This window comes from Vreelandella neptunia (assembly GCF_034479615.1).
GTDB lineage: Bacteria > Pseudomonadota > Gammaproteobacteria > Pseudomonadales > Halomonadaceae > Vreelandella > Vreelandella neptunia.
The window spans coordinates 2316021-2339608 of the sequence record NZ_CP140255.1; the positions used below are offsets into that span (position 1 = coordinate 2316021).

Sequence of the window (23588 nt, forward strand, 5' to 3'; positions counted from 1 at the left end):
TATGCCGAACACTACACCACCCCCATCACCGACCTTATCAACCGGCCCTCTTCAACTCTCCCTCGGGCCGGTGCTTTTTTACTGGACTCGGCAACGCTACGCCGACTTCTACCGCGAGGCGGCCGACTGGCCGGTAGAGATTATTACCCTGGGCGAAACCGTCTGCTCGCGGCGCCGCGACATGAAACTGGACGACTGGCTAGGCATTGGGCGCGAACTCACCCAGGCGGGCAAGCAGGTAGTACTCGCCAGCCAGACATTGATCGAGTCCGAAGCCGACTTGCGTGACTTGCGCAAGCTGTGTGACAACGGTGATTTTATCGTCGAGGCCAATGACCAAAGCGCCCTGCAACGACTCTCCAGTGCCGGACTGCCGTTCATCGCCGGTGCTGCGCTCAACCTCTACAACCCGGCGACAGTGGGCGTCATGGCACGTGCTGGAATGAAGCGCTGGCAAGCGCCGGTGGAAATGTCACAGCAAGATTTGGCCAAGCTTATTCACGATTGCCACCAGGCAGGCATTCCCCATCCATGCGAAGTATTCGCCTACGGGCATCTCCCCTTGGCCTGGTCATCACGCTGCTTTACCGCCCGGCGCCACCAAACGCCTAAAGACCGCTGCAAGTTCGTCTGCCAAAAGTACCCCGAAGGCTTGGTGCTACGTTCACAAGAATCCCGCGATGTTTTTACCCTGAACGGTATTCAAACCCTTTCCAGCGCCTGCCAGGATCTGCGCCATGAACTGACGGTCATGGTGGATATGGGGGTATCAGTGGCACGTCTCAGCCCACGGGCGGAAGGCATGGCCATGGTAGTCAAGGCTTTCGACAAGGCCCGCCACGGCAGGTTACCTACTCCCGATCCTTTAACGCTGGTGGATGCTGAAATCTGCGACGGTTACTGGTATGGCCGACCGGGTATGGATAACACCCGCACGATGATTGGCTAAAGCCATAGCCTAGGCGCCACCACGTCTTACTATTTTTCCCCACCATTTTTGATCTGGATCATTTATTGCAAAATCCTGAACGCTTACCCTTTAACACCACATATAGTATTTATTTTTATTAAAGTTAGCATATATAGGTGAATTGGGTGAAAAGCTCCACAAGCGTTCAGGTAGCAAAGCATCATATTGACGTCGCCCCGACGGTCAATGAGTACCTCCAACGCGCCGACTGGCGTGTTCACGCCAATGCCAACCAGGGCTATTCATTGGGCGGTTTAATCCTCAACGTCTCGGGCAAGTTGATAGCCAACTACTGGCTCGATGAGATTTACCCCCACGCCGTGGGGGAAGCTCATAGGGAAGGTGATTTGCATATTCACGACCTGGATATGCTGTGCGGCTATTGCGCCGGCTGGTCGCTGCGTACTTTGCTGCTAGAGGGATTCAATGGGGTGCCGGGACGAGCCGAAAGCAACCCGCCCCGCCACCTCTCAAGTGCCCTCGGGCAAATGGTTAATTTTCTTGGCACCTTGCAGAACGAGTGGGCCGGGGCACAAGCCTTCAGCTCTTTCGATACCTACCTGGCCCCCTACGTGCGCAAGGACGGCCTCACCTATGCACAGGTCAAGCAGGCGCTTCAGGAATTCATCTACAACCTCAATGTGCCTTCGCGCTGGGGTAGCCAGACGCCCTTCACCAACCTAACCTTCGACTGGGTTTGCCCCGACGACTTGCGCCAACAGGTACCGGTTATCGGTGGAGAGGAGCAGCCGTTCAGTTACGGCGAACTGCAGGTTGAAATGGACTTGATCAACCGAGCCTATTTGGAAGTCATGGAGGCCGGTGACCGCCACGGGCGTGTGTTCACCTTCCCGATACCCACTTATAACATCACCCATGATTTCGACTGGGAAAGCGACAACGCCGAGCGGCTCTTCGCACTGACCGCCAAGTACGGTCTGCCCTACTTTCAAAACTTTCTAAATTCGGATCTGGAACCTCACATGGTGCGTTCCATGTGCTGCCGCCTGCAGCTTGATTTGAGTGAGCTGCTCAAACGCGGTAACGGTCTGTTCGGCAGCGCGGAGCAAACCGGATCGTTGGGAGTAGTGACGATCAACTGCGCCCGGCTGGGTTACCGCTTTGCCGGCGACCGAGCCGGGCTTTTCAGTGAGCTGGATCGCCTACTGTCGCTCGGGCGCGATAGCCTCGAACTCAAGCGCGAGCGCATTCAGCAACTAATGGATCAAGGGCTCTACCCCTTTACCCAGCGCTACCTGGGCACCTTACGCAATCATTTCTCCACTCTGGGTGTGAATGGGCTTAATGAAATGGTGCGCAACTTTACTAGGGATCGCTGCGATATCGCCGACGCCCAAGGGCTGCAGCTGGCGCTGGATCTTCTTGACCACGTCCGGGAGCGGATGCGTGAATTTCAAGAACAGACCGGCCATATGTATAACCTTGAAGCCACCCCGGCAGAGGGCACCACTCACCGCTTTGCCCGGGAGGATCTGACTCGCTTTCCTGACATTCTTCAAGCCGGTACACCCGAGGCGCCCTACTACACCAATTCCAGCCAATTGCCGGTGGGTCATACCGATGATCCCTTTGAGGCACTGAGCCATCAAGACCCCTTACAGACTCGCTATACCGGTGGCACGGTATTGCATCTCTATATGCGCGAACGGATTACCTCGGCCTCCGCCTGTCGCAAGCTGGTTAAAACGGCGCTCTCTCACTTTCGCTTACCCTACCTCACAGTGACACCCACCTTTTCGATCTGCCCGGTGCATGGCTACCTGTCGGGTGAACATGAGTTCTGCCCCAAGTGCGACGAAGCACTTTGGGCAAAAACGGCGAGCGCAATCGACGCCGCCACGGCTTGAGGCATTTGCCTCTCTTTTTCTCAACTCGTTTAAGGAACACGCTAATGCAAACCTCTCAATATGCTAGCTTGCCCACTGAGCAGCGCCAGCGCTGCGAAGTCTGGACCCGCGTCATGGGCTACCACCGCCCGGTAAGTCAGTTCAATATCGGCAAACGTGCCGAACACCAGGAGCGACGCCATTTTACTGAAGCCGCCGCCTCTCGGTAGCTAGCCTTCACTTTTCTCTAACGTCGGCTGGGGGGTCTGGCGACAGGCGCCCCAGCAGAGGGATATCACTATGGCTATGCAGACGACACTTGACGACATCACAACTAAATTATCTTCGATTCGGCTGCCGATTGCCGGCCTTGTGCCCATGACCACCCTGGATTATCCCAATCATCTGGCGTGCGTTGTCTTTCTCCAAGGCTGCCCGCTACGCTGCGGCTACTGCCACAATCCCAACATGATCCCGCCGCGCCGAGGTGAACCCCAGGAGTGGCAAGCGATACTGGAATTCCTGAGCACCCGGCAAGGCCTGCTGGAGGCGGTGGTTTTCAGCGGTGGTGAGCCCACCCTGAATGCCGATTTGTCCGATGCAGTAAAGGAAGTGAAAGCATTGGGCTTTAAGGTGGGACTACATACCGCCGGCCCTTATCCTGACCGCCTCACCCAGCTATTACCGCACCTCGACTGGGTGGGGCTGGATGTAAAAGGACGCGGAAAAGCGTTTGACCGCATCTGCGGCCGTCCCGGCATCTGGCAGTTGCATGCCCGTAGCTTGGAGGCTTTGCTCGACAGCGGACTCAATTTCGAGTGCCGTACCACCATTCACTGGAAAGATTTTCAGCTTGCCGATGTGGAACGCCTGGCACTGAGTCTTGCCGACTGTGGGGTACGCCACTATGCGCTGCAGGTGGCCCGCAGCGAGCAATGCTTCGACCCTACCTATTCTCAGCCAGTTGCCAATACTCCATCTACAGCTCAGATGAATGCGCTGGTAAGCCGTTTGAAACCGCACTTTGACCAGCTCGAGCTAAGGCACTAACGCTTTCCTTCTTGACCTAGGCCAGTATTGGTACCCCCATGTTCTGATTGCAACTTACTGAACGTTCATACAACATGTTTCTTTTACAGTTGGATTACTCTCGGAGCAAAGCGCACTCCATGCATCTCACTCGATTCACCGATTATTCAATACGCGTGCTGATCTTCCTCGCCGTGAAAGGCGAAGAGCGTTCTACTATCAATGAGATCGCAGAGACCTTTGATATTTCTCGCAATCACCTGATGAAAGTCGTTCAGGAGCTTAGCCAGAAGAACTACGTTACCGCTATTCGGGGCAAGAACGGTGGCCTATTGCTCACGCGAGACCCCGCTACTATCGTGCTAGGTAAACTAGTGCGCGAAATGGAACATGGCATGGAGCTAGTCGAGTGCTTTCATAGCGATAACAACTGCATCATTACTCCCTCGTGTCGGCTCCAGCCCATTCTAAACGAAGCCTTGTCAGCGTTTCTGGAGGTGCTTGACCGCTATACTCTGGCAGATGTGTTGTCCAATCGTTACCCGCAGTTGGCAGGACTAATGCGTATCCCCACCGTCAATGTCTAACGATCACTAGAAACAACCCTATTAATTTCAGCTAAGTAAATTCTGCATAGTTGCTCTACAATAAATGCATTAAAAATGAATTTTAACGCGCTATTAATGATTCCCACTTTGCCGAATGAGGTTCTCTATGGCTATCTCCCCATCCTCCATGCCCTCCGCTTCTCAAGAGGCCACTTCAACGTCGACTTCCTCTAATACGTTTAAGAAAAGCCGCGGGCGTGGCACGGCTATCGTTGTCTATATGCTCTTTCTGGGTAGCGTGTTAGCGGTGGTCACCGCCCCCATAGGGGTACTCATTGCCCACATGAAGAGAAACGATGCCGAGGAGTGGGTCGCTTCCCATTTGCAGTTTCAAATTAGAACGTTTTGGGTAGGGCTTTTAGGCGGGGTGTTGTTCACGGGAATTTGGCATCTACTGGGCTGGCTCGGGCTACCCGCCGTAGCTCCCTGGGCTCTGGGTTACCTCTATTTTACAGCCTGCCTGATCTGGATGGTGGGCCGTTGCGGAGTAGGCATTACCCACCTCACCAACAACCGTCCAGTGGCTAACCCACGCAGTCTTGCCTTTGGCGGTGCCCGGGTCACCCTGGCTGATCGCTAATGAGCGTTTAAATACCTCAATGGTTTTAATACGCCTGCATCCAGACGGATGCAGGCGCCATCTATTATTCGTTCAGCCATCCTGACCGTCGACTCGCGCCTGCATCAACGGCCAAGTGTAGTGCACTACGAATATTGCGTAGGCCACGCACCAGAAGATGATGCTCAGCGTATAGGTCCAGTGGGTGATCTGGGGAAATAACGCCAAGACGGGTGAGCGCACCAAGGCGGCTATTAGCATTAAGCCCAGCGCCACACCAATACCGGGCAAAGTGCGTATGGGGCGGCCCGTATGACCTAGCGAAACTCTGGCCATCATGGCCAGCATCATGGTGCCCATGCCACCAATGGTCAGGGCGTGCACGGCAAGTTCAACGCGCATCAGCCCCATGAGTGCCAAGACCCACATGACAAGACCTAGCGGAATGCAGGCGTAGCTGCCGTGCAGTCCCCAAAGTAAAGGTTCACGCCAGCTATGCAACCCACCCCAACGCGCCATGCGAACAGTATTGGCCAACGCCGCTAAGAGCATCACTCCCCCCATTAATAAAGCAGGAATGGCAACCCCCAACATGATGACCAGCTGCAGCACGACTACGCCAGCCGTACTCACCAGCGTCACCCCTTCGAGTAAAGCAATAGGTTCAGGTTTGGTGCGGCCCAAGCGATTGGCAGTGAACATGGCAATCACGCGCCCGCCCACTACGGTCATCATCAGTGTGATCAACAGTACGGCCAAGTAGGCGGCTTGGCGGATCAGCTCGGCGTCACCCTGCATCACCCCTAAGTGCATCGCCAGGTTAGCCGTGGCAAATAGCAACAGCACAGGTATAAAGATCAAGTTGCGCCACCGCTTTGCGGTAATGACCAGTCGCGCCATAACAATGGCGACCACGGGAAGAAATGCAAGGTCAACCGCCAGCAGCAGCCATCCTGGCAAATCCATGGGAAAAGCCATCAGCACTCTACCCAATAGCCATAACACCACCAGTCCCAATAGTGGCCCGCCGCTTAAGCTCGGCAGTCCTGTCCAGTTTCGTACAGCGGTAAGCAAAAACCCTCCGATCACCGCTGCGGCAAAACCAAACAACATTTCATGCTGATGCCAGAACACCAGGCCGCCATAAGGGCGCAGCAAAATATTGCCATGCCAAAAGCCCAGCCATACCAGTAGAGATAAAATACTGAACAGCGCTGCCAACAGGAAAAAGGGCCGAAAAGCCAGCCGTAACAACGGCAGCTGCTTGAGCTTGGAGGCAGGTTGGGAGGAGGTGATAGTCGACATAGCATAATACCCCACTGAATTACTTGGATTTGCATTGTGCGCCAGGCCAATTACAAAAACCATGACAAGTATCAAAAATGCATCTTATAGACTCAGATAAGCTTCATCGTCGCTCGATACCAAGCGCTTTTGCATTATATTCAGGCCTTGTTATTCAAATAGCTAGCAGCCCCTCTCCTTAACAATGCTCCTTACTGGTTGGTATTTATAGTTTTTGACGTTAAGATGCATATGTAATGAATCTTAACGATTGAGGTATTACCCGTGCTAACACATGAGCAGGAAAAGCTGATCAACGCGACAGCTCCCGTCGTGGCCGAACACCTGAATGCGATTACACAGCGCTTCTATCCGCTGATGTTTACCCGTTACCCAGAGGTCAAGCCCCTCTTTAATGAGGTTCATCAGCAAAGCGGTGGTCAGCCCCGTGCCCTGGCCAACGCCGTGTTGGCCTATGTGCAACTACGCAGTAATCCAGCTCAAGCGCGGGCTACTCTGGATGTTGTGGTCAGCAAACACGTCTCGCTAGGCATTCTTCCCGAGCAGTACCCTATTGTCGGCGAATGCCTGCTGGCAGCGATTGGCGAAGTGCTGGGTGAAGCTGTCACCCCGGAAATCGCCGATGCATGGGGCGCTCTATATAACGAGCTTGCCGCCCTGTTAATTGACCTCGAAGACCAGCGCTATCGTGAGTTTGAGCAGCGCCCGGGCGGATGGCGCGGCACACGCCGTTTCAAGATTGCCAGTACCCAGCAGGAAAGTGCTTTAATTCGCTCTTTTGTCCTTGAGCCCGAGGATGGAGGTCGTGTGGCTGACCATGAGCCAGGTCAGTATATCGGTGTGCGTCTAACCATTAATGGCGAGCTGGTTTATCGGCATTACAGCCTCTCAGACACGCCAAATGGTCAAAGCTATCGAATCTCGATCAAACGCGAAGAACAGGGCCAAGTCAGCCGTCACTTCCACGATGTCTTACAACCCGGCGACACCTTGGAACTGCTACCGCCAGCAGGTGACCTAACGCTGATTGAAGGTGATGAGCCTCTGCTGCTTGCCAGCGGCGGCGTTGGGCAAACGCCCCTGCTTCCCATGGCTAGACATGCCTTGTCCCTTGGGCGGCAAGTCACCTATCTACACGCTGCCCTGGATGCCGACCACCAGGCCTTTAAAGGCGAATTAGAAGCACTGAAGAGCGAGTACCCTCAACGTCTTAAGGCTGTCCGTATTCATGAGCGCGGCAACGAAGCCGAACATATTGGTCGTATCGACCACAGCTTATTAGCTCACTACCTGCCTGATCTTAAGGCGCGATGCTACTTCGTCGGCCCCCAAGGATTCATGACAGCGATTAACAGCGCTTTGTCCGAACTGGGTGTCGACGAGGATCGCCGACACTTTGAGCACTTTGGGCCTTCACGCCCCCTCGACGCAGCTTAATAATGGGCGGCCTCGGGATTTCCCGAGGCCGCTTGTGAACATTTCAGAAGCCTGGGTCACTCTTTACGTACCAAGCGCTCCAGTCCCAACAACAGTTCCCCCAAACGCCCTTGTGCAAGGCCTTCCTCGCAACCGTCGAGTAGATTCTTGAGCGTCAACCCCAGCTCTGTATCCCCTTCAATGATTAAGCGACGCTGGAAAAACAGGCTGTCGGGATCCTCGCGGCGCGTGGCAAGGCACAAGAATTCCCGCCAACCTCCCCGAATGGTTGCCTCGCCTTTCTCGCGACATAATATCAAGCGCTGTGATTCAAGCGTCAGACTTAGCGTCACACCTAAATCGGCGATGGTGAGACTAATGCGCCGACCTTCCAAAGCATCGAATTCCCCCTCTGCAAGCGGCACAGCAAAAGTACGGTTGAGTAAAGGCTCGACGATATGTTGCTTAATTGTAAAAGGTACCCGTGGATCAACGAGACGTATCAAATAGCTAGGCGTTATAGGAGGGGAAATGGACAAAGAGGGCATGGAAAAAGGTAAAGACAGCAATGACATAGCAGTCACTCCAGGATAAAGGCATCATCGGCAAACACTAGGCCACTGATGCTAAACATTGCCGTAGCGCTGGGTAGTGACGCGTGTCAAATAAAAGAAATATTGCACCAAAATTAACATGCATTTAAAATGCACTTAATATATTGACGAAAACCAGTGAGCCCTGATACCTCGGCACAACGCTTACCGAGTGGAGAATTAATGAGGCGCGACCTGCCCAATCCCGGCTGGGGGCCGCTTTCAGCCCTACCCGGCAATCCACTGATGTGGGTATTGATACTGAGCGAAATGCTGGTTTTCACCGCCTTCTTTGCGCTCTATGCCGGTCAACGCGCCCTTGACCCTGCACTATTCAATGAATCCCAACATCAGCTTGACCCGGTGCTGGGCGGCCTCAATACCCTGGTGCTCTTGACCAGCGGACTATTTGTAGCCTTTGCCGTTGAGGCGATAAGCGCTCAGCGCATACAGCGCAGCCGACAGTGGTTAGGCGCCGCTATATTGTTGGGCGTACTGTTCTGTGTCATTAAGGTTTTTGAGTATACAAATAAGTTTGCTGCTGGAATAACGCCAGAAACGAACGCTTTTTTTGGTTTTTACTATGGTTTAACAGCCTTCCATTTTGCTCACGTTGTGTTCGGCTTAGCGCTACTAGGCCTAGTGAGCTGGCGCACTTCTACCGAGAACGTAGAAACGGCGGCAGCCTTCTGGCATATGGTGGACTTGATTTGGATCCTGCTTTATCCACTAATTTATCTGCTGAGATAATTTTGTGAGGAAACAATGAGGGCACTGCCCGGTACACGACGTTTAATCATTACTTGGGGCGTATTAATGGCGCTAACCCTGGTTTCCATGGTTTCCGCTCGGCTAGATCAAACCACCGACTGGCAGGCGCTTCCCCTCTGGTCAGCCGCCATGATAATGATGGCGACCGGTTTCAAAGCCCACTGTGTGCTCATGGTCTATTTAAACTTGCGCGCTGCGACCCCAGCCTGGAAGGGAGTTTTCATTGCCCTGACACTATTAACGTTAACGCTGATTGCCGCGGGCTACCTGGCCGGTCGCTTTCATTTAGTGGGGTAGCCTCACAGGTTTGGATTTAGCTAAGTGCGGAATCAGTAGTTCAAGGCCGCTGCGCGGCATTTGCCCAGCCTTCCAGCAACCGACCCAGGCGCATCAAACCATAAACGATAAAGGGAACCAGCAACATCAGCGCCACGCCCCAATCACGGTTATTGATAAGCCATACCAGCGGCACGACTATACCTAAAGCGACCAAAGACCACAGACTAATCGCCACTACTAGGCGCAAGCGCAACATTGACAACCTCCTTAGGAAGCAACAATCTGGCGGTAGATACTCGGCAGCGCCAAGGAGAGATGCTCCGGACGCTGGACAATGGCATAACCACCTCGCCCAAACAGATGAGGAATATAGCGCCCCGCTTCCCGGTCGATCGTTACCCCGAACACACGCACTTCTTCCCGCCGCGCTTCAAGTACTGCCCTACGCGTGTCCTCAATGCCATAGCGCCCTTCATAATAGTCCGTATCGTTAGGCTTGCCGTCGGTCAGCAGTAGCAGTAACCGGTGCCGATTGGGCCGTTTGGCAAGTTCTTGGGATAGATGCCGGATAGCAGGCCCCATACGCGTGTAGTGGCCTGGTTTGAGCGCTGCGATTCGCCGTGACACCCGCTCGCCCATTGGCTCATCGAAACTTTTCAGCGTATTGACCCAAACACGGTGACGACGGTGGGAGGTAAAGCTGTGAATGGCATAGTCATCGCCGCACCCCGCAAGGCCGTGCCCCAATACCAGCAGCGCCTCTTTAGCCACATCCAGCACCCGCCGGTCTTCCAGCCAGGCCTCAGTGGAAAGGGATACATCGACCAGGATCGAAACCGCCAAATCCCTCGCCTGGGTACGGCTAGCTTGATAGAGACGGTCGCTGGCTTCACCGGTCGCCGCCAGATCACAGCGGGAGCGAATGACGGCGTCCATATCCAGCTCGCTGCCATCCAGCTGGCCACGTAGCGTCTCACGACGCGGCCTAAGTGCTTCAAACTCGCGTCGGACTCGGCGAATGCGCCGTTTTGTCGTTTCATCCGGCTGCCAGTTCTCCCCCTCCTCGCTCTGCACATCGCTGAGTACCACACAGTGGTCAGGCATATAGATTTGCTTACGATGGTTCCATTCCGGATAGGTATGGCGCCCACGCAGCCTTCCCCCACTCACCTCACCGGGCGCCAGATCAAGATCAAGCTTTAACTTGGAAGCCGCCTTCTTACGGTTAGCACTGAGCACAATTTCGTCAATCTGATCGGCCGCCTGTTTTGCCTCATCGTCGTCTTCATCCTCTACATGGCGATTGAGATTGACCATTTCGGCCCAGGAAAGCATCTTTTCGGATGCATTGAGCATTAAAGAGTCATCGCGGTCGGCCTGATCCTGCTCGCGCCGGTCAGCATTACGTTTACCATGATCATCTTGTGGAGAATTCTTCCCTGGAACCGGCGCCTCATCATCTTCCTGCTCGGTTCGTGCTTGTTTATGGGTACCCAGGGCAACGGCTTGCCCCCATAGCGGCACCGGCAGTGGCGGCCGGTATCCACGCGGCGCATGAAACTTGTCCAAAGGCAGGGTCTCGTCGAGGATAGCGATATGCATCGCTTCGGCCCAGCCAGCCTTGGGCGGCGTTTCTCCCAGCTGGGCACAGAGAACGAATTCAAGCGCTGCTTCCATCGGCGGCAAGCGCTTGCGCTGGGGGCGAATGGCCAGCAATGCCTGACATAACCTGGCGTGGCGCTGAGCGAGCCCAGGGAAGTGGGCCAACACTGCCCGAGTCGCCCGGTTTACTTCACGCAGTTGGAGAAGGTCTTGCTGTAGCGGATCTTCGACGACGTGCACATGCCGGGTCACCGCCAAGTACGCTACCAGCCAAAGGTAGAGATCCCGGTTCAGGGAAACCTCGGCGAACAGGGCAATGCGTGGCGGTAACAACAGGCTTTCTTCGTCACGGCGTGCTTGATCGAGCACCTCCTCATCAAGCCCAAGCCTTTGACGTAAGGATAAGCGATGCGACGAACTACGCCCCGCAATAGCAGCAACATCAATACCCGCCTCGCCGCCTCCGGCGCGGAAAAAGACGCCAAGCATGGGCCGCAGCGTTTCAAGACGCACTGCGGCTTCGGGATGGTCAGGGTAACTTGCCGCACTGGAAGCCCATCGGTGCCAATGGCGGCCTACAAACTCCTCGACTTCAAGAAAATCAAGCATGCCGTGCCCTCATCCAAAGGTTGCTTGAATGGCTTCCATCAGCCCTTCTTGAACATCCGCGTCATCACTCAGCGGCTCCACTAAGGTAGCCCGGGCAGCTTCCAAAATGGGCACCCCGGCGGCAATCAGGGTAGCGCAGTAAACCAGTAGGCGAGTAGAAACACCCTCTTCTAAATCCTGACCCTTCATGGCCCGCAGGCTGGCAGCAAGATTGACCAGCGCGGCGCACTGCTCACCGGGCAAACCACTCTCCCGCGCGACAATATCGCGCTCGACTTTGGGTGGTGGAAAATCAAACGACATGGCCAGGAAGCGCTGGCGGGTACTCGGTTTAAGCGATTTGAGAATATGCTGATAACCCGGGTTATAAGACACCACAAGCATGAAGTCATCCGGCGCTTCGAGCAGTTCCCCGGTACGTTCCAACGGCAGTAGTCGGCGGTCATCGGTGAGCGGGTGAAGCACCACGGTGACATCTTTACGCGCCTCTACCACCTCATCGAGATAGCAGATACCCCCTTCGCGCACTGCGCGAGTAAGCGGGCCATCGACCCAGCGGGTCTCGCCGCCCTGCAATAGATAGCGGCCTGTAAGGTCGGCTGAAGTCAGGTCGTCGTGACATGAAACAGTGAATAGTGGGCGGCCCAGCTTAGCGGCCATATGGCTGACAAAACGTGTTTTACCACACCCCGTGGGGCCTTTAAGTAACAGCGGCAAACGTTGGCGAAAGGCGTGCTCAAACATAGCGCATTCGTTGCCGACGTTCTCGTAGAAAGGGATTTCACGCTCATCGATAGGATTAGCGACACAAGAGAGAGGCATGGCAAGACTCCATTGCCGAAAAATAAATAAAAGAAGCAAAACGGCCCCGCAGGGCCGTTTAGTTCAGGCCGAGCCTGCCCCTGCGGTAATTTGTGTGCCACCAGCAGGCACTTGCTCACGCGCGGGCCCGAAGAAGGAGTAGAGCAGCATGATCGCCCCCACCGCTACGGCCACGCCAGCGCCCAGACGCATGATGTAGAACAGGCCTAATTGATCCTGTACTTCCATGTAATTCATACCCAGGACGCGCTGCAAGTGAGTCTGCACGACCCCGGCGAAGGTCAGGGTAAAGGTCATAAAGCACATCGCACTGGTAACGATCCAAAAGCCCCACATGTTCAGTATCTGGTTGTACGGCTGTACGCGGCGAATCTGCGGCATGGCGTAGGTAATCACACCAAGAATCAGCATCACATAGGCACCATAGAAAGCCAGATGGCCATGAGCGGCGGTTACCTGAGTACCATGGCTGTAGTAATTCACGAACGAGAGGGTATGCATAAAGCCCCACACACCAGCGCCGAAAAAGGCAATGGTTGGGCAGCCTAAGGCCCATAGCATGGCCGCTTTATTGGGGTGGTTACGACTGCCCTTCCAGAACATGGTAAAGGCGAACACCACCATGGCGAAGAAAGGCGCCACTTCCAGCGTCGAAAAGATACTGCCGATGGGCTGCCAGTAGCCAGGTGCACCAATCCAGTAGTAGTGGTGCCCAGTGCCCAGCAGCCCGGAGAACAGTGCCAACCCAACAATGATATAGAGCCATTTCTCGATCACTTCGCGATCAACGCCGGTCATTTTAATCAGCAGATAGCCCAGCAAGGAAGCCATGATCAACTCCCATACGCCTTCCACCCAGAGGTGAACCACCCACCACCAGTAGAGTTTATCTACCGCCAGGTTGGTCGGGTTGTAGAAAGCGAATAACCAAAATACTGCCGCTAGCCAAAGCCCCAGCATTAACACCAGGTTGATAGCGGTCTTGCGGCCCTTGAGCAGCGTCATGCTGGTATTGAAAAGAAACATTAGAAAAGAAATGGTGATGAGTATTTTCACCCAGAACGGTTGCTCAAGAAACTCGCGCCCTTCATGGATACCGAACTGGTAGCCGACCAGAGCAGCGGCGCCAGCAAAAGCAAAGATCGCCAGCTGGATATACGCCAGATTGGGGCTATGAATTTCCCGCTCGGCTTCCTCTGGCATCAAATAGTAGGTACAGCCCATAAAACCGATCAGCAGCCACACAATCAACAGATTGGTATGGCTGACACGCATGATATGAAAGGGCATCACTTCGGCCATGAAATTGGGCCAAGCATAGACGGTGGCGGCCAGCAGTCCGAAGACTATTTGTAGTGTAAATAGCGCCATGGCCACCACAAAAAAGGGTAAAGCAACCTTTTGGGTTTCATATTTCATTGTACGGTTCTCCTTGGTTCATCCTTCGGCTGCTTGTTTCAGCCAGCAGGATGTGGGGGCCAGTCCTGGTCGTTAATGCTATTGGTCCATTCGAGGAAGTCGATTAACGAATTCATGTCTTTTTCGCTAAAATCAAACGCGGGCATTTGACGACGCCCTTCGATCCCCAATGGCTGTGCACGAATCCAGGCATTGATACCAGCTCTCGCAGCATCAGGATTCTCGAGCCCCCCGTAGCGTTCCCAGACGTTACCCAGTTCAGGAGCGAAGTAAGCCCCCTCTCCCATAATGCTATGGCAGTTGATACACATGTTTTTTTCCCACACTTCTTTGCCATGCTTAACAGAATCCGTGAGGCCTTCACTGTCCGTGGAGACATTGACCATGTACCAATGACTATGAGCCGTTAGCGCGGCAAATAGCAGGAAGAAGAACAGCGAACCACCGTAGAAAATATTGCGGGCCGCTGATTTAGTGAGACCATCAGCCATAAGCCATACTCCCTTGCTAGTCAGATCCTACCTTCGGCTGGGAAGCCAAAAGGCATGCGTTTATTAAGATGCATATTGTTTACATTTTTAAGATTAGCAGAAGAATCCCTCTAGCAACATTGCCACAGGTCAATTTTTGGCAAGAGCGATACCCTTGGTAAATTTAAGATTACGAATTAATTCGAGCCAGAACGCAGCTGGGGTTCTTAATAGTACCTAACCACTCTGTGCGATTTTCACCAGGACATAGCCGTTCTAGAGGTAGGCTGATGCTATGACTTCTCAGATTTCACACGGACATGTACCACTGATGCTGGTATGGGTTGCACACTCTTAAAACAGAGGGAATCAAGCTTCACACTTGACAAAATACAAACTAGCCTTAATTCTGAATATAATATCACGACATGATATTTTAAGCTCCCGACGATCACAACTGACTGCGAGGCTAGACAATGAACCCTCTAACCATTATTCAACTGCCCTTTACCCATTTAGCGGGATGGAAAGACCTCCAGCAACGCCATCCTTCAATCGCCACTCTGGCTTGGTGCATCGTGCTGCCCATGTCATTGTTGCCACCCGTGATGCTCTATTATGCCGGTACACACTACGGAGATATCTTCGCTCCAGGCTTCGCCGATCGGCAGTGGCGCTTCATCACGACCATTCTATTCCTGGCCGAGCTGCTCACCTTCTTTGTAATGGGCTGGCTAATTCACGCGGTGGTCAATAGCGATCGTGATCTCTCAATTAGCTACCACGACGCTTATCTGTTGGCAGCCCTGGCACCTTTGCCACTGTGGTCTGCAGCGATCGCCCTGCTGATCCCCAGCCTGGTGTTCAATGCGCTGGTAGTACTGGTGGCACTGGGCATCTCTTGCAGTTTGGTCTACCACGGGCTGCAGGCTCTGTGTAAACGCTCAGCGAATGACGTAACAACGATGTCTGCTACTTACACCGTTATGGCCGCCGGGGTGCTGGCATGGGGCTTGCTGATGGCTATTGTCTGGGCTTACTAGGATTCAAGTAGAGTGGAACCGACTCACTAGCTAGGCTTTAAAGGAAACTCATTTACTTGCGAGATAGCGATGGATATTGAATTAAAGCGAGCCTATGACTCACCTCAAAGCAAAGATGGTTATCGTGTCCTCGTCGACGGTATCTGGCCGCGCGGGGTGTCCAAGGAGGAAGCCAAAATCGATGAATGGCGCAAGGAGGTCGCCCCAAGCAGCGAACTACGCAAAGCGTTTCATAATGGCTCACTCGACTGGAGTGGCTTCCGCCGTCGCTATCTCAAAGAGTTAACCTCTTATCGCGAGTCTCTTCGTGATCTTGCACAACGTGCCAGGAAAGAGCGAGTTACTCTGGTATTTGCCTCTAAGGAAGAGCGCCGTAACAATGCCGAAGTGCTGCGCCAGTACTTGAACATGTTGAAATAATCCACGCTGTAAAAACATTTCTACATCGCCACACCCCTAGCGCCGTGGTGCATAGCCAAGCGTCTGAAATTCGAGTTGAAATCACAATAACGACTGACGTCATCGCCTACCCACTAAGGGGTAAGCTAATGCTCTGTAGGGGTACGCGAGACTAAAAATGATCCAGATCAACATTAGTCCCCCTTATTTCTTTAAAGTGAACTTCATACCTTTTCTCGTACTGAGAAATCAGTACCCAGCAACTCGTATACCTCAATAAACCACCTTGCCACGTTGCCGAATTGGTAATTTCAACTCAAAAGATGCATAAGGAATACTTCAATGAAAACCCTCGCGTCCATACTGCTGCTAGGCGTTATTACTTCTATTTCGGTTACCGCTCATGCAGATGGCGAAGCCACCTATAACCAAGCCTGCATGGCTTGCCACATGACGGGCGCTGCAGGTGCTCCCATTCGCGGCAATGCCGAACACTGGGAGCCACGCTTAGAAAAAGGCATGGACACCCTGTACGACCACGCGATTAACGGTTTTCAGGCAATGCCGCCGAAAGGAGGCCAATTAGGCTTGAGCGATGACGAAGTGAAAGCTGCCGTCGACCACTTGCTAGAACCGGTTCTATAACGCTCTTGACCCGAAAGGAAACCACGATGTCCCCTGTGGCTTGCCCGCGCCGTCTAACCGGCATCTGGATTAGCTTACTGTTGCTCCTAGCGATAACACTGCCCGCCCAAGCTATCGAACTGGAGCAGGTACGCGAAGGGTTTCCCACGGCAGAGCGTCTTGAAGCCGCGGATTCACAGTGGCCGGTAAGCCGTGTACTGGACAGCGATGATGAATTGCGCGGCTACGCTTTTGAGAGTGTGGATGTCGCTCCGATCCCCGCCTACTCGGGCAAACCGGTCAATGTACTGGTGGGGATTGATCTGGATGGGCAAATTGTACAGGCCGACGTCCTCAGTCATTCAGAGCCGATCATGCTGGTGGGCATTCCCGAATCGAAGCTAAATAGCTTCGCCGATGAGCACGAATCGGCCCACGTCAATGACAGGCTCAGGGTCGGCGACAATCTTGACGCTATCTCTGGTGCGACGGTGACCGTCATCGTCGTCAGCGACACCATCATGCGCAGCGCCAGGCAAGTGGCCGCTGAACAGCAGCTTATTGCCGACCCCTCCCAGACACCACCGGCACGCGTTCGAGAAGACGTTTTCGCCCCTGCCAACTGGGATGAACTGACCGGCGACGGCACCATTCGCCGTTTGCAACTGACCCATGGCGAGGTCGATGCGAGCTTTATAGGTACGCCCGCCGAAGATTACCTGCGCTCGCCACAGCCCGCCGATAAAACCTTTATCGAGCTGTTTTACACCTACCTCAACCCACCAACCGCTGGCCGCAACCTGCTCGGCGATACTGGCTATGATCAACTAATGGTCGAGCTGAAGGATGGCGAGCACGCTATTGCCGTCATGGGGCGTGGTGACTACTCATTCAAGGGTTCAGGGTATGTGCGCGGCGGCATCTTCGATCGCATCGAGCTTTCACAGGGCAGCACTCGGGTCAGCTTTCATGATCGCGATCACATCCGCCTGGGTGATCTGGCCCTCGAAGGCGCGCCCACACTGGCCGAGCGAGACATCTTCATCGTCCGCGAAGAGGCGGGCTTCGACCCCGGACAACCGTGGCAGCTGGAATTACTGGTTCGCCGCTCTTCTGGCCCCTTGGATACCGAGTTCAGCCGCTTTAGCGCCGACTACAGTGTTCCCGAGGCCTATATAGAACGGCCTGAGCCACCGGTGGAAGAGCCTATCTGGGTACAGGTTTGGCGCGACAAGGCTTTCCAGATCGCTGTGCTATCCGCCGGATTATTGGTGCTCACTGGCATCATGCTGTTCCAGGATGTGCTGGCGCGCCACCCGCGTGTACTGAACCCACTGCGTCTGGGTTTCAAGATATACACCTTAGTATTTATCGGCTGGTACTCGCTGGCCCAGCTATCAGTCGTCAATATCCTTACCTTCACCAACTCGCTGATAAGCGGTTTTAGCTGGTCCTCATTTTTGATCGACCCAATGCTATTTATTCTCTGGTCGTTCGTGGCGGTGAGCCTGCTGCTGTGGGGCCGCGGAGTTTTCTGCGGCTGGCTGTGCCCATTCGGCGCTTTACAAGACCTAGTCAACCAGGTCGCTCGCAAACTAAACGTTAAGCAGATCGAGGTGCCCTTCGGGCTCCATGAGCGCCTATGGGCGATTAAATACATCATTCTGCTGGCCTTGTTCGCAGTCTCGCTACATTCGCTTGGCACCGCGGAACGCTACGCCGAAGTGGAGCCGTTCAAGACCGCAATCACCCTGCGTTTCCAACGTGACTGGGCCTTCGTTATTTATGCTCTTGGACTGGTGGCGATTTCTGCCTTCAACCACAAATTCTACTGCCGCTATCTGTGCCCTTTAGGTGCCGGGTTGGCTATTCCTTCGCGTTTACGCCTGTTCGACTGGCTCAAGCGCCACCGCGGTAGCTGCGGTACCCCGTGCCAAATCTGTGCCAATGAATGCGAAGTGGCCGCTATACACCCGGACGGCCGCATCAATGCCAATGAGTGCCACTACTGTCTCGACTGCCAAGTGACCTACCACGACGACCAGCGTTGCCCGCCCATGGTCAAGCGCCGCAAGCGCTATGAAAAGGCGGCCAATATGTCATCGCGCGGTAATAGCGTTGAGACCCAACGGGATACCGGCGCCAGCGGCAAACAGGCCGCATGGCAACGCATCCCTCTTCACCAGCAAGACTGATCTCAGGGGAATCAAGCATGAGCGATAAAAAAGACCATATTCAGGATATCGGCCGTCGCCATTTCTTGCGCAATACCGCCGTCACCGGAGTTGCCGGGGCGGGCCTGGCCAGTGGTTTTGGCGCAGGTGCGTTACTCAATAGCCGTCAAGTTCAGGCCGCCGGCGCCAACGGTATCGACGTTGCGCCCGGCGAACTCGACGATTACTACGGCTTCTGGAGCGGCGGCCACTCGGGTGAGGTTCGGGTGCTCGGTGTTCCTTCAATGCGCGAACTGATGCGCATCCCGGTGTTCAACGTGGATAGCGCCTCTGGCTGGGGGATCAGCAACGAGTCGAAGCGGATACTCGGCGAGTCGAGCCATTTTCTCAACGGTGACTGCCACCACCCCCATATTTCCATGACCGACGGCAGCTACGACGGCAAGTACCTATTTATCAACGACAAGGCTAACACCCGCGTTGCGCGCATTCGTCTCGATATCATGAAGACGGACAAGGTCACCACCATCCCCAACGTCCAGGCGATTCACGGTTTGCGCCTGCAGAAGGTGCCTTACACCAAGTACGTCTTCGCCAATGCCGAACTGCCGATCCCCCAGATCAATGACGGCCGCGACCTGGAGAACCCCGACAACTACTTCACTATGTTCAACGCTCTCGATGCCGAAAGCATGGACGTGGCCTGGCAGGTGATCGTCGATGGCAACCTTGATAACACCGATGCCGACTACACCGGGCGTTTCGTCGCCTCTACCTGCTACAACTCAGAAAAGGGCATGACTCTGACCGAGACCATGCGCAACGAGCGCGACTGGGTTGTGGTATTCGACGTTGAAGCGATTGAAGCCGCCGTGGCGGCCGGGAACTACAAGACACTGGGTGAATCAAGCGTACCGGTACTGGATGGGCGCAAGGGCTCGCAACTGACACGTTACATCCCGATCCCCAAGAACCCCCATGGCGTGAATACCTCACCGGATGGCAAATATTTCATCGCCAACGGCAAGCTATCCCCCACTTGCTCAATCATCGCCATCGACAAGTTGCCTGAGCTGTTCGACGACAGTATCGAACCGCGCGATACCATTGTGGGTGAACCTGAACTGGGCCTGGGCCCGCTTCACACCACCTACGATGGCCGGGGCAACGCCTATACCACGCTGTTCATCGATAGCCAGGTAGCCAAGTGGAACATTGAGGATGCCATTCGCCACTACAATGGCGAAGACGTCAACTACCTGCGTCAGAAGCTCGATGTCCACTACCAGCCTGGGCATAACCACGCCAGTCTCACCGAATCCCGCGATGCCGACGGCAAGTGGCTGGTAGTGCTGTCGAAGTTTTCCAAAGACCGTTTCCTGCCGGTAGGCCCTCTGCATCCCGAAAACGATCAGTTGATCGACATCTCCGGGGAAGAAATGAAACTGGTGCATGACGGCCCCACTTATGCCGAGCCTCACGACTGTATTCTGGTACGCGCCGACCAGATCAACCCAAGCCGAGTATGGACACGAGACGACCCCTTCTTCGCCGAGACCGTGGCCATGGCCGAGGCAGACGGCGTCAACCTGGAGGGCGAAAGCAAGGTAATCCGCGATGGCAATAAAGTACGCGTGTACATGACCTCCATCGCACCGCAATTTGGCCTGACCGAATTCAAGGTCAAACAGGGCGATGAGGTGACCGTGGTCATCACCAACCTTGACCAGGTCGAGGATCTGACCCACGGCTTCTGCATGGTCAACCACGGTGTGCAGATGGAGATCAGCCCCCAGCAGACCGCTAGCGTCACCTTCACCGCCGACAAGGCCGGGGTGCACTGGTACTACTGCAACTGGTTCTGCCACGCGATGCATATGGAAATGACTGGTCGCATGCTAGTCGAACCCGCCTGACGACAACACGCGGGCCGATTCCTTCGGCCCGCTGCGGGAGAACACCATGAGACGACACCCTGGCTATTTAGGTTGCCTACTGGCGCTGCTATGGCTTTTTTGGCTGCCTAGCGGGGTTTATGCCGCCAACTGGCTCGCCACGCCTGGTGAGCCTTTACAGCCGTTGATCGAACAGACGACCGACGGCGATCAATTGCTGCTGCCTGCAGGACGCTACCCCGGGCGTGTGGTTATTGACCGCACGCTGCATATTAGGGGCGAGTTGCAAGCCATCCTCGATGCAGGAGGCCAAGGCCATGCGGTGGTTCTGGCAGCTCCCGACATTATATTTGAAGGTGTCCGCATTGAAGACTGGGGGGATAACCTGACAAAACTGGAGGCCGCTATTTTTGTCGAGCCCAGCGCTCACGGTAGTACCATCCGCAATAACCAGCTAAACGGGCCTGGCTTCGGCATCTGGCTCGATGCTGTCAATAACGTCAGTGTGATAGGCAATACCATTCGTGGCGATACCCGACTGCGCTCTCAGGATCGCGGCAACGGCATTCACCTTTATAACGTTAGTGACTCAATTATTGAATCCAACGATGTTGCGCAGACTCGCGACGGCATCTATCTCGACAGCAGCCGCCACAACGTGCTGCGCGACAACACCCTGCATGACCTGCGCTATGGCGTGCACTACATGTACTCCTTCGACAATCGTCTTGAAGGCAACCTGACCCAACGAACCCGAACCGGCTACGCCCTGATGCAATCCAAACGCCTGGAAGTCGTTGATAACCGTTCGGAAGCAGACGACAACTACGGCATTTTGATGAACAACATCACCGACTCCCTATTGAGCGGCAACCGAGTCGAAGGCGTCACCCAGCCCCTGGGGGCAGATGGCGAGGGGCGTCTAGCGGGCGGCGACGGCAAGGCACTGTTCGTTTACAACTCGCAGTTCAATCGTATCGAGAATAATCGTTTCGCAGCCAGCGACATCGGCATCCACCTCACCGCCGGTTCAGAGGATAACCAAATGGCGGGCAACGCCTTCATCGCTAATAAGCAGCAAGTCATGTATGTCGCCACCCGTGAGCAGGATTGGTCGGGCAATTACTGGAGCGACTACCTGGGCTGGGATCTTGACGATAACGGTGTCGGCGACACCGCCCATGAACCCAACGACGCCATGGATCATCTTCTCTGGCGCCACCCCTCCGCGCGCCTGTTGATGCAAAGCCCTGCGGTGTTGGCACTGCGCTGGGTGCAACGTCAGTTCCCGGTGTTTCGTCCCCCGGGGGTCAGAGACAGCGCGCCCTTGATGAGCGAGCCCGGCCGAGAAGGAAATGCTCCATGAACCCAGTAATAGAACTACAGCGAGTTACCAAGCGTCACGGGGCGCTGGTGCGACTAGCTGAAATGGATCTCACCATCAAAGAAGGCGAGATGCTCGCCCTGCTGGGGCATAATGGCGCGGGCAAGACGACCATCATGAAACTCATACTGGGCTTAATTGCGCCCAGCTCGGGCCACGTTGACGTCCTCGGTAGCGCTCCTGACGGGCCACATGCCGAACGCCTACGGCGTCAGTTGGGCTATCTACCTGAAAACGTCACCTTCTACGAACAGCTCACCGGGCGTGAAGTGCTCACCTATTTCGCTCGTTTAAAGCGCGCTGACCGCCATCAGGTAACGGTTCTGCTTGAGCGTGTGGGCCTGGTCGAAGCCGCCGACCGTCGCGTTAAAACTTACTCCAAGGGCATGCGCCAGCGCCTTGGCCTGGCCCAGGCTTTATTAGGGTCTCCCCGGCTATTGTTGCTGGATGAACCCACCACCGGTCTTGACCCCGCTGCCACCCGCGATTTTTATCAAGCGGTAAAAGCCCTACGCGACAACGGTTGTACCGTGCTGCTCTCTTCCCATGTACTGCCGGGCATCGAACCCTATATCGACCGCGCCTTGATCCTAGGCAAAGGGCGACGCCTGGCCCTGGGCAGCCTTAAACAGCTGCGTGAAGAAGCACAGCTACCACTCACGTTTCGTATCCACGGCACATTGCGGGCCATGCAGTCTCAGCTCTGGAAAGCCATGTCCCTTGAGCCTATCCCAATCAATGAGCGATGTGTTGAGGTCAACGTGCCCGCGGAAAATAAAATGCAGGTACTACGTCAATTAACCGCCATGCCGAATATCGACGACATCGAGTTATCACCACCCACCCTTGAGCATCTCTACACGCATTTTTCTACTCGCCCCGCCTCACTGACGCTAGGAGCCAGCGCATGAAGGCCATGTTCATCGTCGCCGCCAAAGAGTTCCAGGATGGCCTGCGCAATCGCTGGGTACTGGCGATCACCGTGATCCTTGCCGTTCTGGCAATGGGTATTGCCTACTTTGGTGCCGCTGCGAGCGGCGGTCTTGGTTTTACTTCACTGGCCACCACCCTGGTCAGTTTATCAACTCTAGCCGTTTTTCTGATCCCCTTAATCGCGCTGATGCTCGCCTACGACGCCGTTGTCGGTGAGCAGGAGGCCGGCACGCTACTACTGCTACTCACCTACCCTATAAGTCGTTCGGCGCTGCTGTTTGGTAAGTTCTTCGGCCATGGGATGATTCTGGCCGTCGCTACGCTACTCGGTTTTGGTATCGCAGGTATGGTTATCGCGTTGGGCGCTGAAGGCGTACCGCTTAGCGAGCTAAGCGTCGGCTTAGCTCGCTTGATCGCCAGCAGTGTGCTTTTGGGCTGGGTGTTTTTGGCCTTTGCCTACCTGATCAGCGTAACGGTCAGCGAAAAGGCACGGGCCGCCGGGCTGGCATTGGGGGTGTGGTTTCTGTTCGTGCTGGTATTTGATCTAGTACTGCTGGCCCTACTGGTTGGCGTCAAGCAGGGGGGCGATTGGCTCCCCTACCTGATGCTGCTCAATCCCACCGACAGTTTTCGCTTGATCAACCTGTCGGGCTTCGATAGCACACAGCTAGAAAGCGGTATCGCGGCTATCGCACAGCAAGGCGCGTTCCATTCTGCCTGGCCGCCCCTGTCAATGCTGGTTTGGGTCGTAGTGCCCCTGCTATTGGCCGTCCGTCGCTTCCACCGTCATACCGCTTAACATCATCTCTTAACATCATTTTATTAACGAGGATTGAC

Annotated in this window: 24 protein-coding genes; 17 read left to right on the top strand and 7 right to left on the bottom strand. The window is 54.8% G+C overall.

What is annotated here, in order from left to right:
• The first annotated feature begins 1 nt into the window (after position 1).
• The 6 genes from SR894_RS10745 (at position 2) to SR894_RS10770 (ending at position 5034) form a co-directional block, all read left to right on the top strand.
• Entirely contained in the window at positions 2–949 is a 948-nt protein-coding gene (locus tag SR894_RS10745) for a U32 family peptidase (RefSeq protein ID WP_133732564.1), read from the top strand.
• A 137-nt stretch (positions 950–1086) separates the two neighbouring features.
• The gene (locus SR894_RS10750) at positions 1087–2838 is read left to right on the top strand and encodes a ribonucleoside triphosphate reductase (protein ID WP_223288138.1); all 1752 of its coding nucleotides are present in this window, start codon (positions 1087–1089) and stop codon (positions 2836–2838) included.
• Between the two features lie 44 nt (positions 2839–2882).
• On the top strand, positions 2883–3047 hold the full coding sequence (nrdD, locus tag SR894_RS10755; protein ID WP_027959384.1) for an anaerobic ribonucleoside-triphosphate reductase: 165 nt from the start codon (positions 2883–2885) through the stop codon (positions 3045–3047).
• Between the two features lie 70 nt (positions 3048–3117).
• Complete coding sequence (locus SR894_RS10760; protein WP_133732565.1) at positions 3118–3867, top strand: anaerobic ribonucleoside-triphosphate reductase activating protein; 750 nt, start codon at positions 3118–3120, stop codon at positions 3865–3867.
• A gap of 119 nt (positions 3868–3986) precedes the next feature.
• A complete protein-coding gene (locus SR894_RS10765; protein ID WP_022523538.1) occupies positions 3987–4433 on the top strand; it encodes an Rrf2 family transcriptional regulator in 447 nt (148 codons plus the stop codon).
• Between the two features lie 127 nt (positions 4434–4560).
• Positions 4561–5034, top strand: a complete 474-nt coding sequence (locus SR894_RS10770) for a DUF4870 family protein (protein ID WP_227405239.1) — start codon at positions 4561–4563, stop codon at positions 5032–5034.
• Between the two features lie 72 nt (positions 5035–5106).
• Here SR894_RS10770 and SR894_RS10775 read toward each other — a convergent pair whose 3' ends face one another.
• On the bottom strand, positions 5107–6318 hold the full coding sequence (locus SR894_RS10775) for an NnrS family protein (protein ID WP_223288139.1): 1212 nt from the start codon (positions 6316–6318) through the stop codon (positions 5107–5109).
• Positions 6319–6582: 264 nt separating this feature from the next.
• Here SR894_RS10775 and hmpA point away from each other — a divergent pair, with 264 nt between their 5' ends.
• A complete protein-coding gene (hmpA, locus tag SR894_RS10780; protein ID WP_088701526.1) occupies positions 6583–7755 on the top strand; it encodes an NO-inducible flavohemoprotein in 1173 nt (390 codons plus the stop codon).
• Between the two features lie 56 nt (positions 7756–7811).
• On the opposite strand, the gene ubiT is transcribed toward hmpA, so the two are convergent.
• Positions 7812–8309, bottom strand: a complete 498-nt coding sequence (ubiT, locus tag SR894_RS10785; protein WP_088701527.1) for a ubiquinone anaerobic biosynthesis accessory factor UbiT — start codon at positions 8307–8309, stop codon at positions 7812–7814.
• Positions 8310–8510: 201 nt separating this feature from the next.
• Here ubiT and SR894_RS10790 point away from each other — a divergent pair, with 201 nt between their 5' ends.
• Together SR894_RS10790 and SR894_RS10795 are read left to right on the top strand one after the other, a co-directional pair.
• Positions 8511–9077: a cytochrome c oxidase subunit 3 family protein gene (locus tag SR894_RS10790; RefSeq protein WP_088701528.1), complete on the top strand. Its 567-nt coding sequence runs from the start codon at positions 8511–8513 to the stop codon at positions 9075–9077.
• A gap of 15 nt (positions 9078–9092) precedes the next feature.
• Positions 9093–9395 (top strand): cytochrome C oxidase subunit IV family protein, encoded by a 303-nt coding sequence (locus tag SR894_RS10795; RefSeq protein WP_088701529.1) that lies wholly within the window; start codon positions 9093–9095, stop codon positions 9393–9395.
• A 40-nt stretch (positions 9396–9435) separates the two neighbouring features.
• Here SR894_RS10795 and SR894_RS10800 read toward each other — a convergent pair whose 3' ends face one another.
• The 5 genes from SR894_RS10800 to SR894_RS10820 form a co-directional block, all read right to left on the bottom strand.
• Positions 9436–9633, bottom strand: coding sequence for a hypothetical protein (locus SR894_RS10800; RefSeq protein WP_088701530.1), 198 nt, complete (start codon positions 9631–9633; stop codon positions 9436–9438).
• 11 nt (positions 9634–9644) lie between these two features.
• Complete coding sequence (locus tag SR894_RS10805) at positions 9645–11588, bottom strand: nitric oxide reductase activation protein NorD (RefSeq protein ID WP_223288140.1); 1944 nt, start codon at positions 11586–11588, stop codon at positions 9645–9647.
• 9 nt (positions 11589–11597) lie between these two features.
• Positions 11598–12410, bottom strand: a complete 813-nt coding sequence (locus SR894_RS10810; RefSeq protein WP_133732569.1) for a CbbQ/NirQ/NorQ/GpvN family protein — start codon at positions 12408–12410, stop codon at positions 11598–11600.
• A 63-nt stretch (positions 12411–12473) separates the two neighbouring features.
• The gene (locus SR894_RS10815) at positions 12474–13829 is read right to left on the bottom strand and encodes a cbb3-type cytochrome c oxidase subunit I (protein WP_223288141.1); all 1356 of its coding nucleotides are present in this window, start codon (positions 13827–13829) and stop codon (positions 12474–12476) included.
• Between the two features lie 38 nt (positions 13830–13867).
• Positions 13868–14320 (bottom strand): c-type cytochrome, encoded by a 453-nt coding sequence (locus SR894_RS10820; RefSeq protein WP_223288142.1) that lies wholly within the window; start codon positions 14318–14320, stop codon positions 13868–13870.
• Positions 14321–14775: 455 nt separating this feature from the next.
• Between SR894_RS10820 and SR894_RS10825 the strand changes: the two genes are divergently transcribed.
• The 8 genes from SR894_RS10825 to SR894_RS10860 all read left to right on the top strand — a co-directional run bounded on the left by SR894_RS10825 (position 14776) and on the right by SR894_RS10860 (position 23550).
• Positions 14776–15342: a YIP1 family protein gene (locus SR894_RS10825; RefSeq protein ID WP_088701535.1), complete on the top strand. Its 567-nt coding sequence runs from the start codon at positions 14776–14778 to the stop codon at positions 15340–15342.
• A gap of 69 nt (positions 15343–15411) precedes the next feature.
• Positions 15412–15762 (top strand): DUF488 domain-containing protein, encoded by a 351-nt coding sequence (locus SR894_RS10830; RefSeq protein ID WP_022523550.1) that lies wholly within the window; start codon positions 15412–15414, stop codon positions 15760–15762.
• Between the two features lie 321 nt (positions 15763–16083).
• A complete protein-coding gene (locus SR894_RS10835; protein ID WP_088701537.1) occupies positions 16084–16386 on the top strand; it encodes a c-type cytochrome in 303 nt (100 codons plus the stop codon).
• Between the two features lie 26 nt (positions 16387–16412).
• Positions 16413–18560, top strand: coding sequence for a transcriptional regulator NosR (gene nosR, locus SR894_RS10840; RefSeq protein ID WP_223288143.1), 2148 nt, complete (start codon positions 16413–16415; stop codon positions 18558–18560).
• 17 nt (positions 18561–18577) lie between these two features.
• Entirely contained in the window at positions 18578–20455 is a 1878-nt protein-coding gene (gene nosZ, locus SR894_RS10845; RefSeq protein ID WP_133732437.1) for a TAT-dependent nitrous-oxide reductase, read from the top strand.
• Positions 20456–20501: 46 nt separating this feature from the next.
• Positions 20502–21800 (top strand): nitrous oxide reductase family maturation protein NosD, encoded by a 1299-nt coding sequence (locus tag SR894_RS10850; RefSeq protein ID WP_133732436.1) that lies wholly within the window; start codon positions 20502–20504, stop codon positions 21798–21800.
• Positions 21797–22729, top strand: a complete 933-nt coding sequence (locus tag SR894_RS10855) for an ABC transporter ATP-binding protein (protein WP_133732435.1) — start codon at positions 21797–21799, stop codon at positions 22727–22729. The genes SR894_RS10850 and SR894_RS10855 overlap by 4 nt, the downstream gene beginning before the upstream one ends.
• Entirely contained in the window at positions 22726–23550 is an 825-nt protein-coding gene (locus SR894_RS10860) for an ABC transporter permease (RefSeq protein ID WP_133732434.1), read from the top strand. The genes SR894_RS10855 and SR894_RS10860 overlap by 4 nt, the downstream gene beginning before the upstream one ends.
• Positions 23551–23588 lie beyond the last annotated feature (38 nt).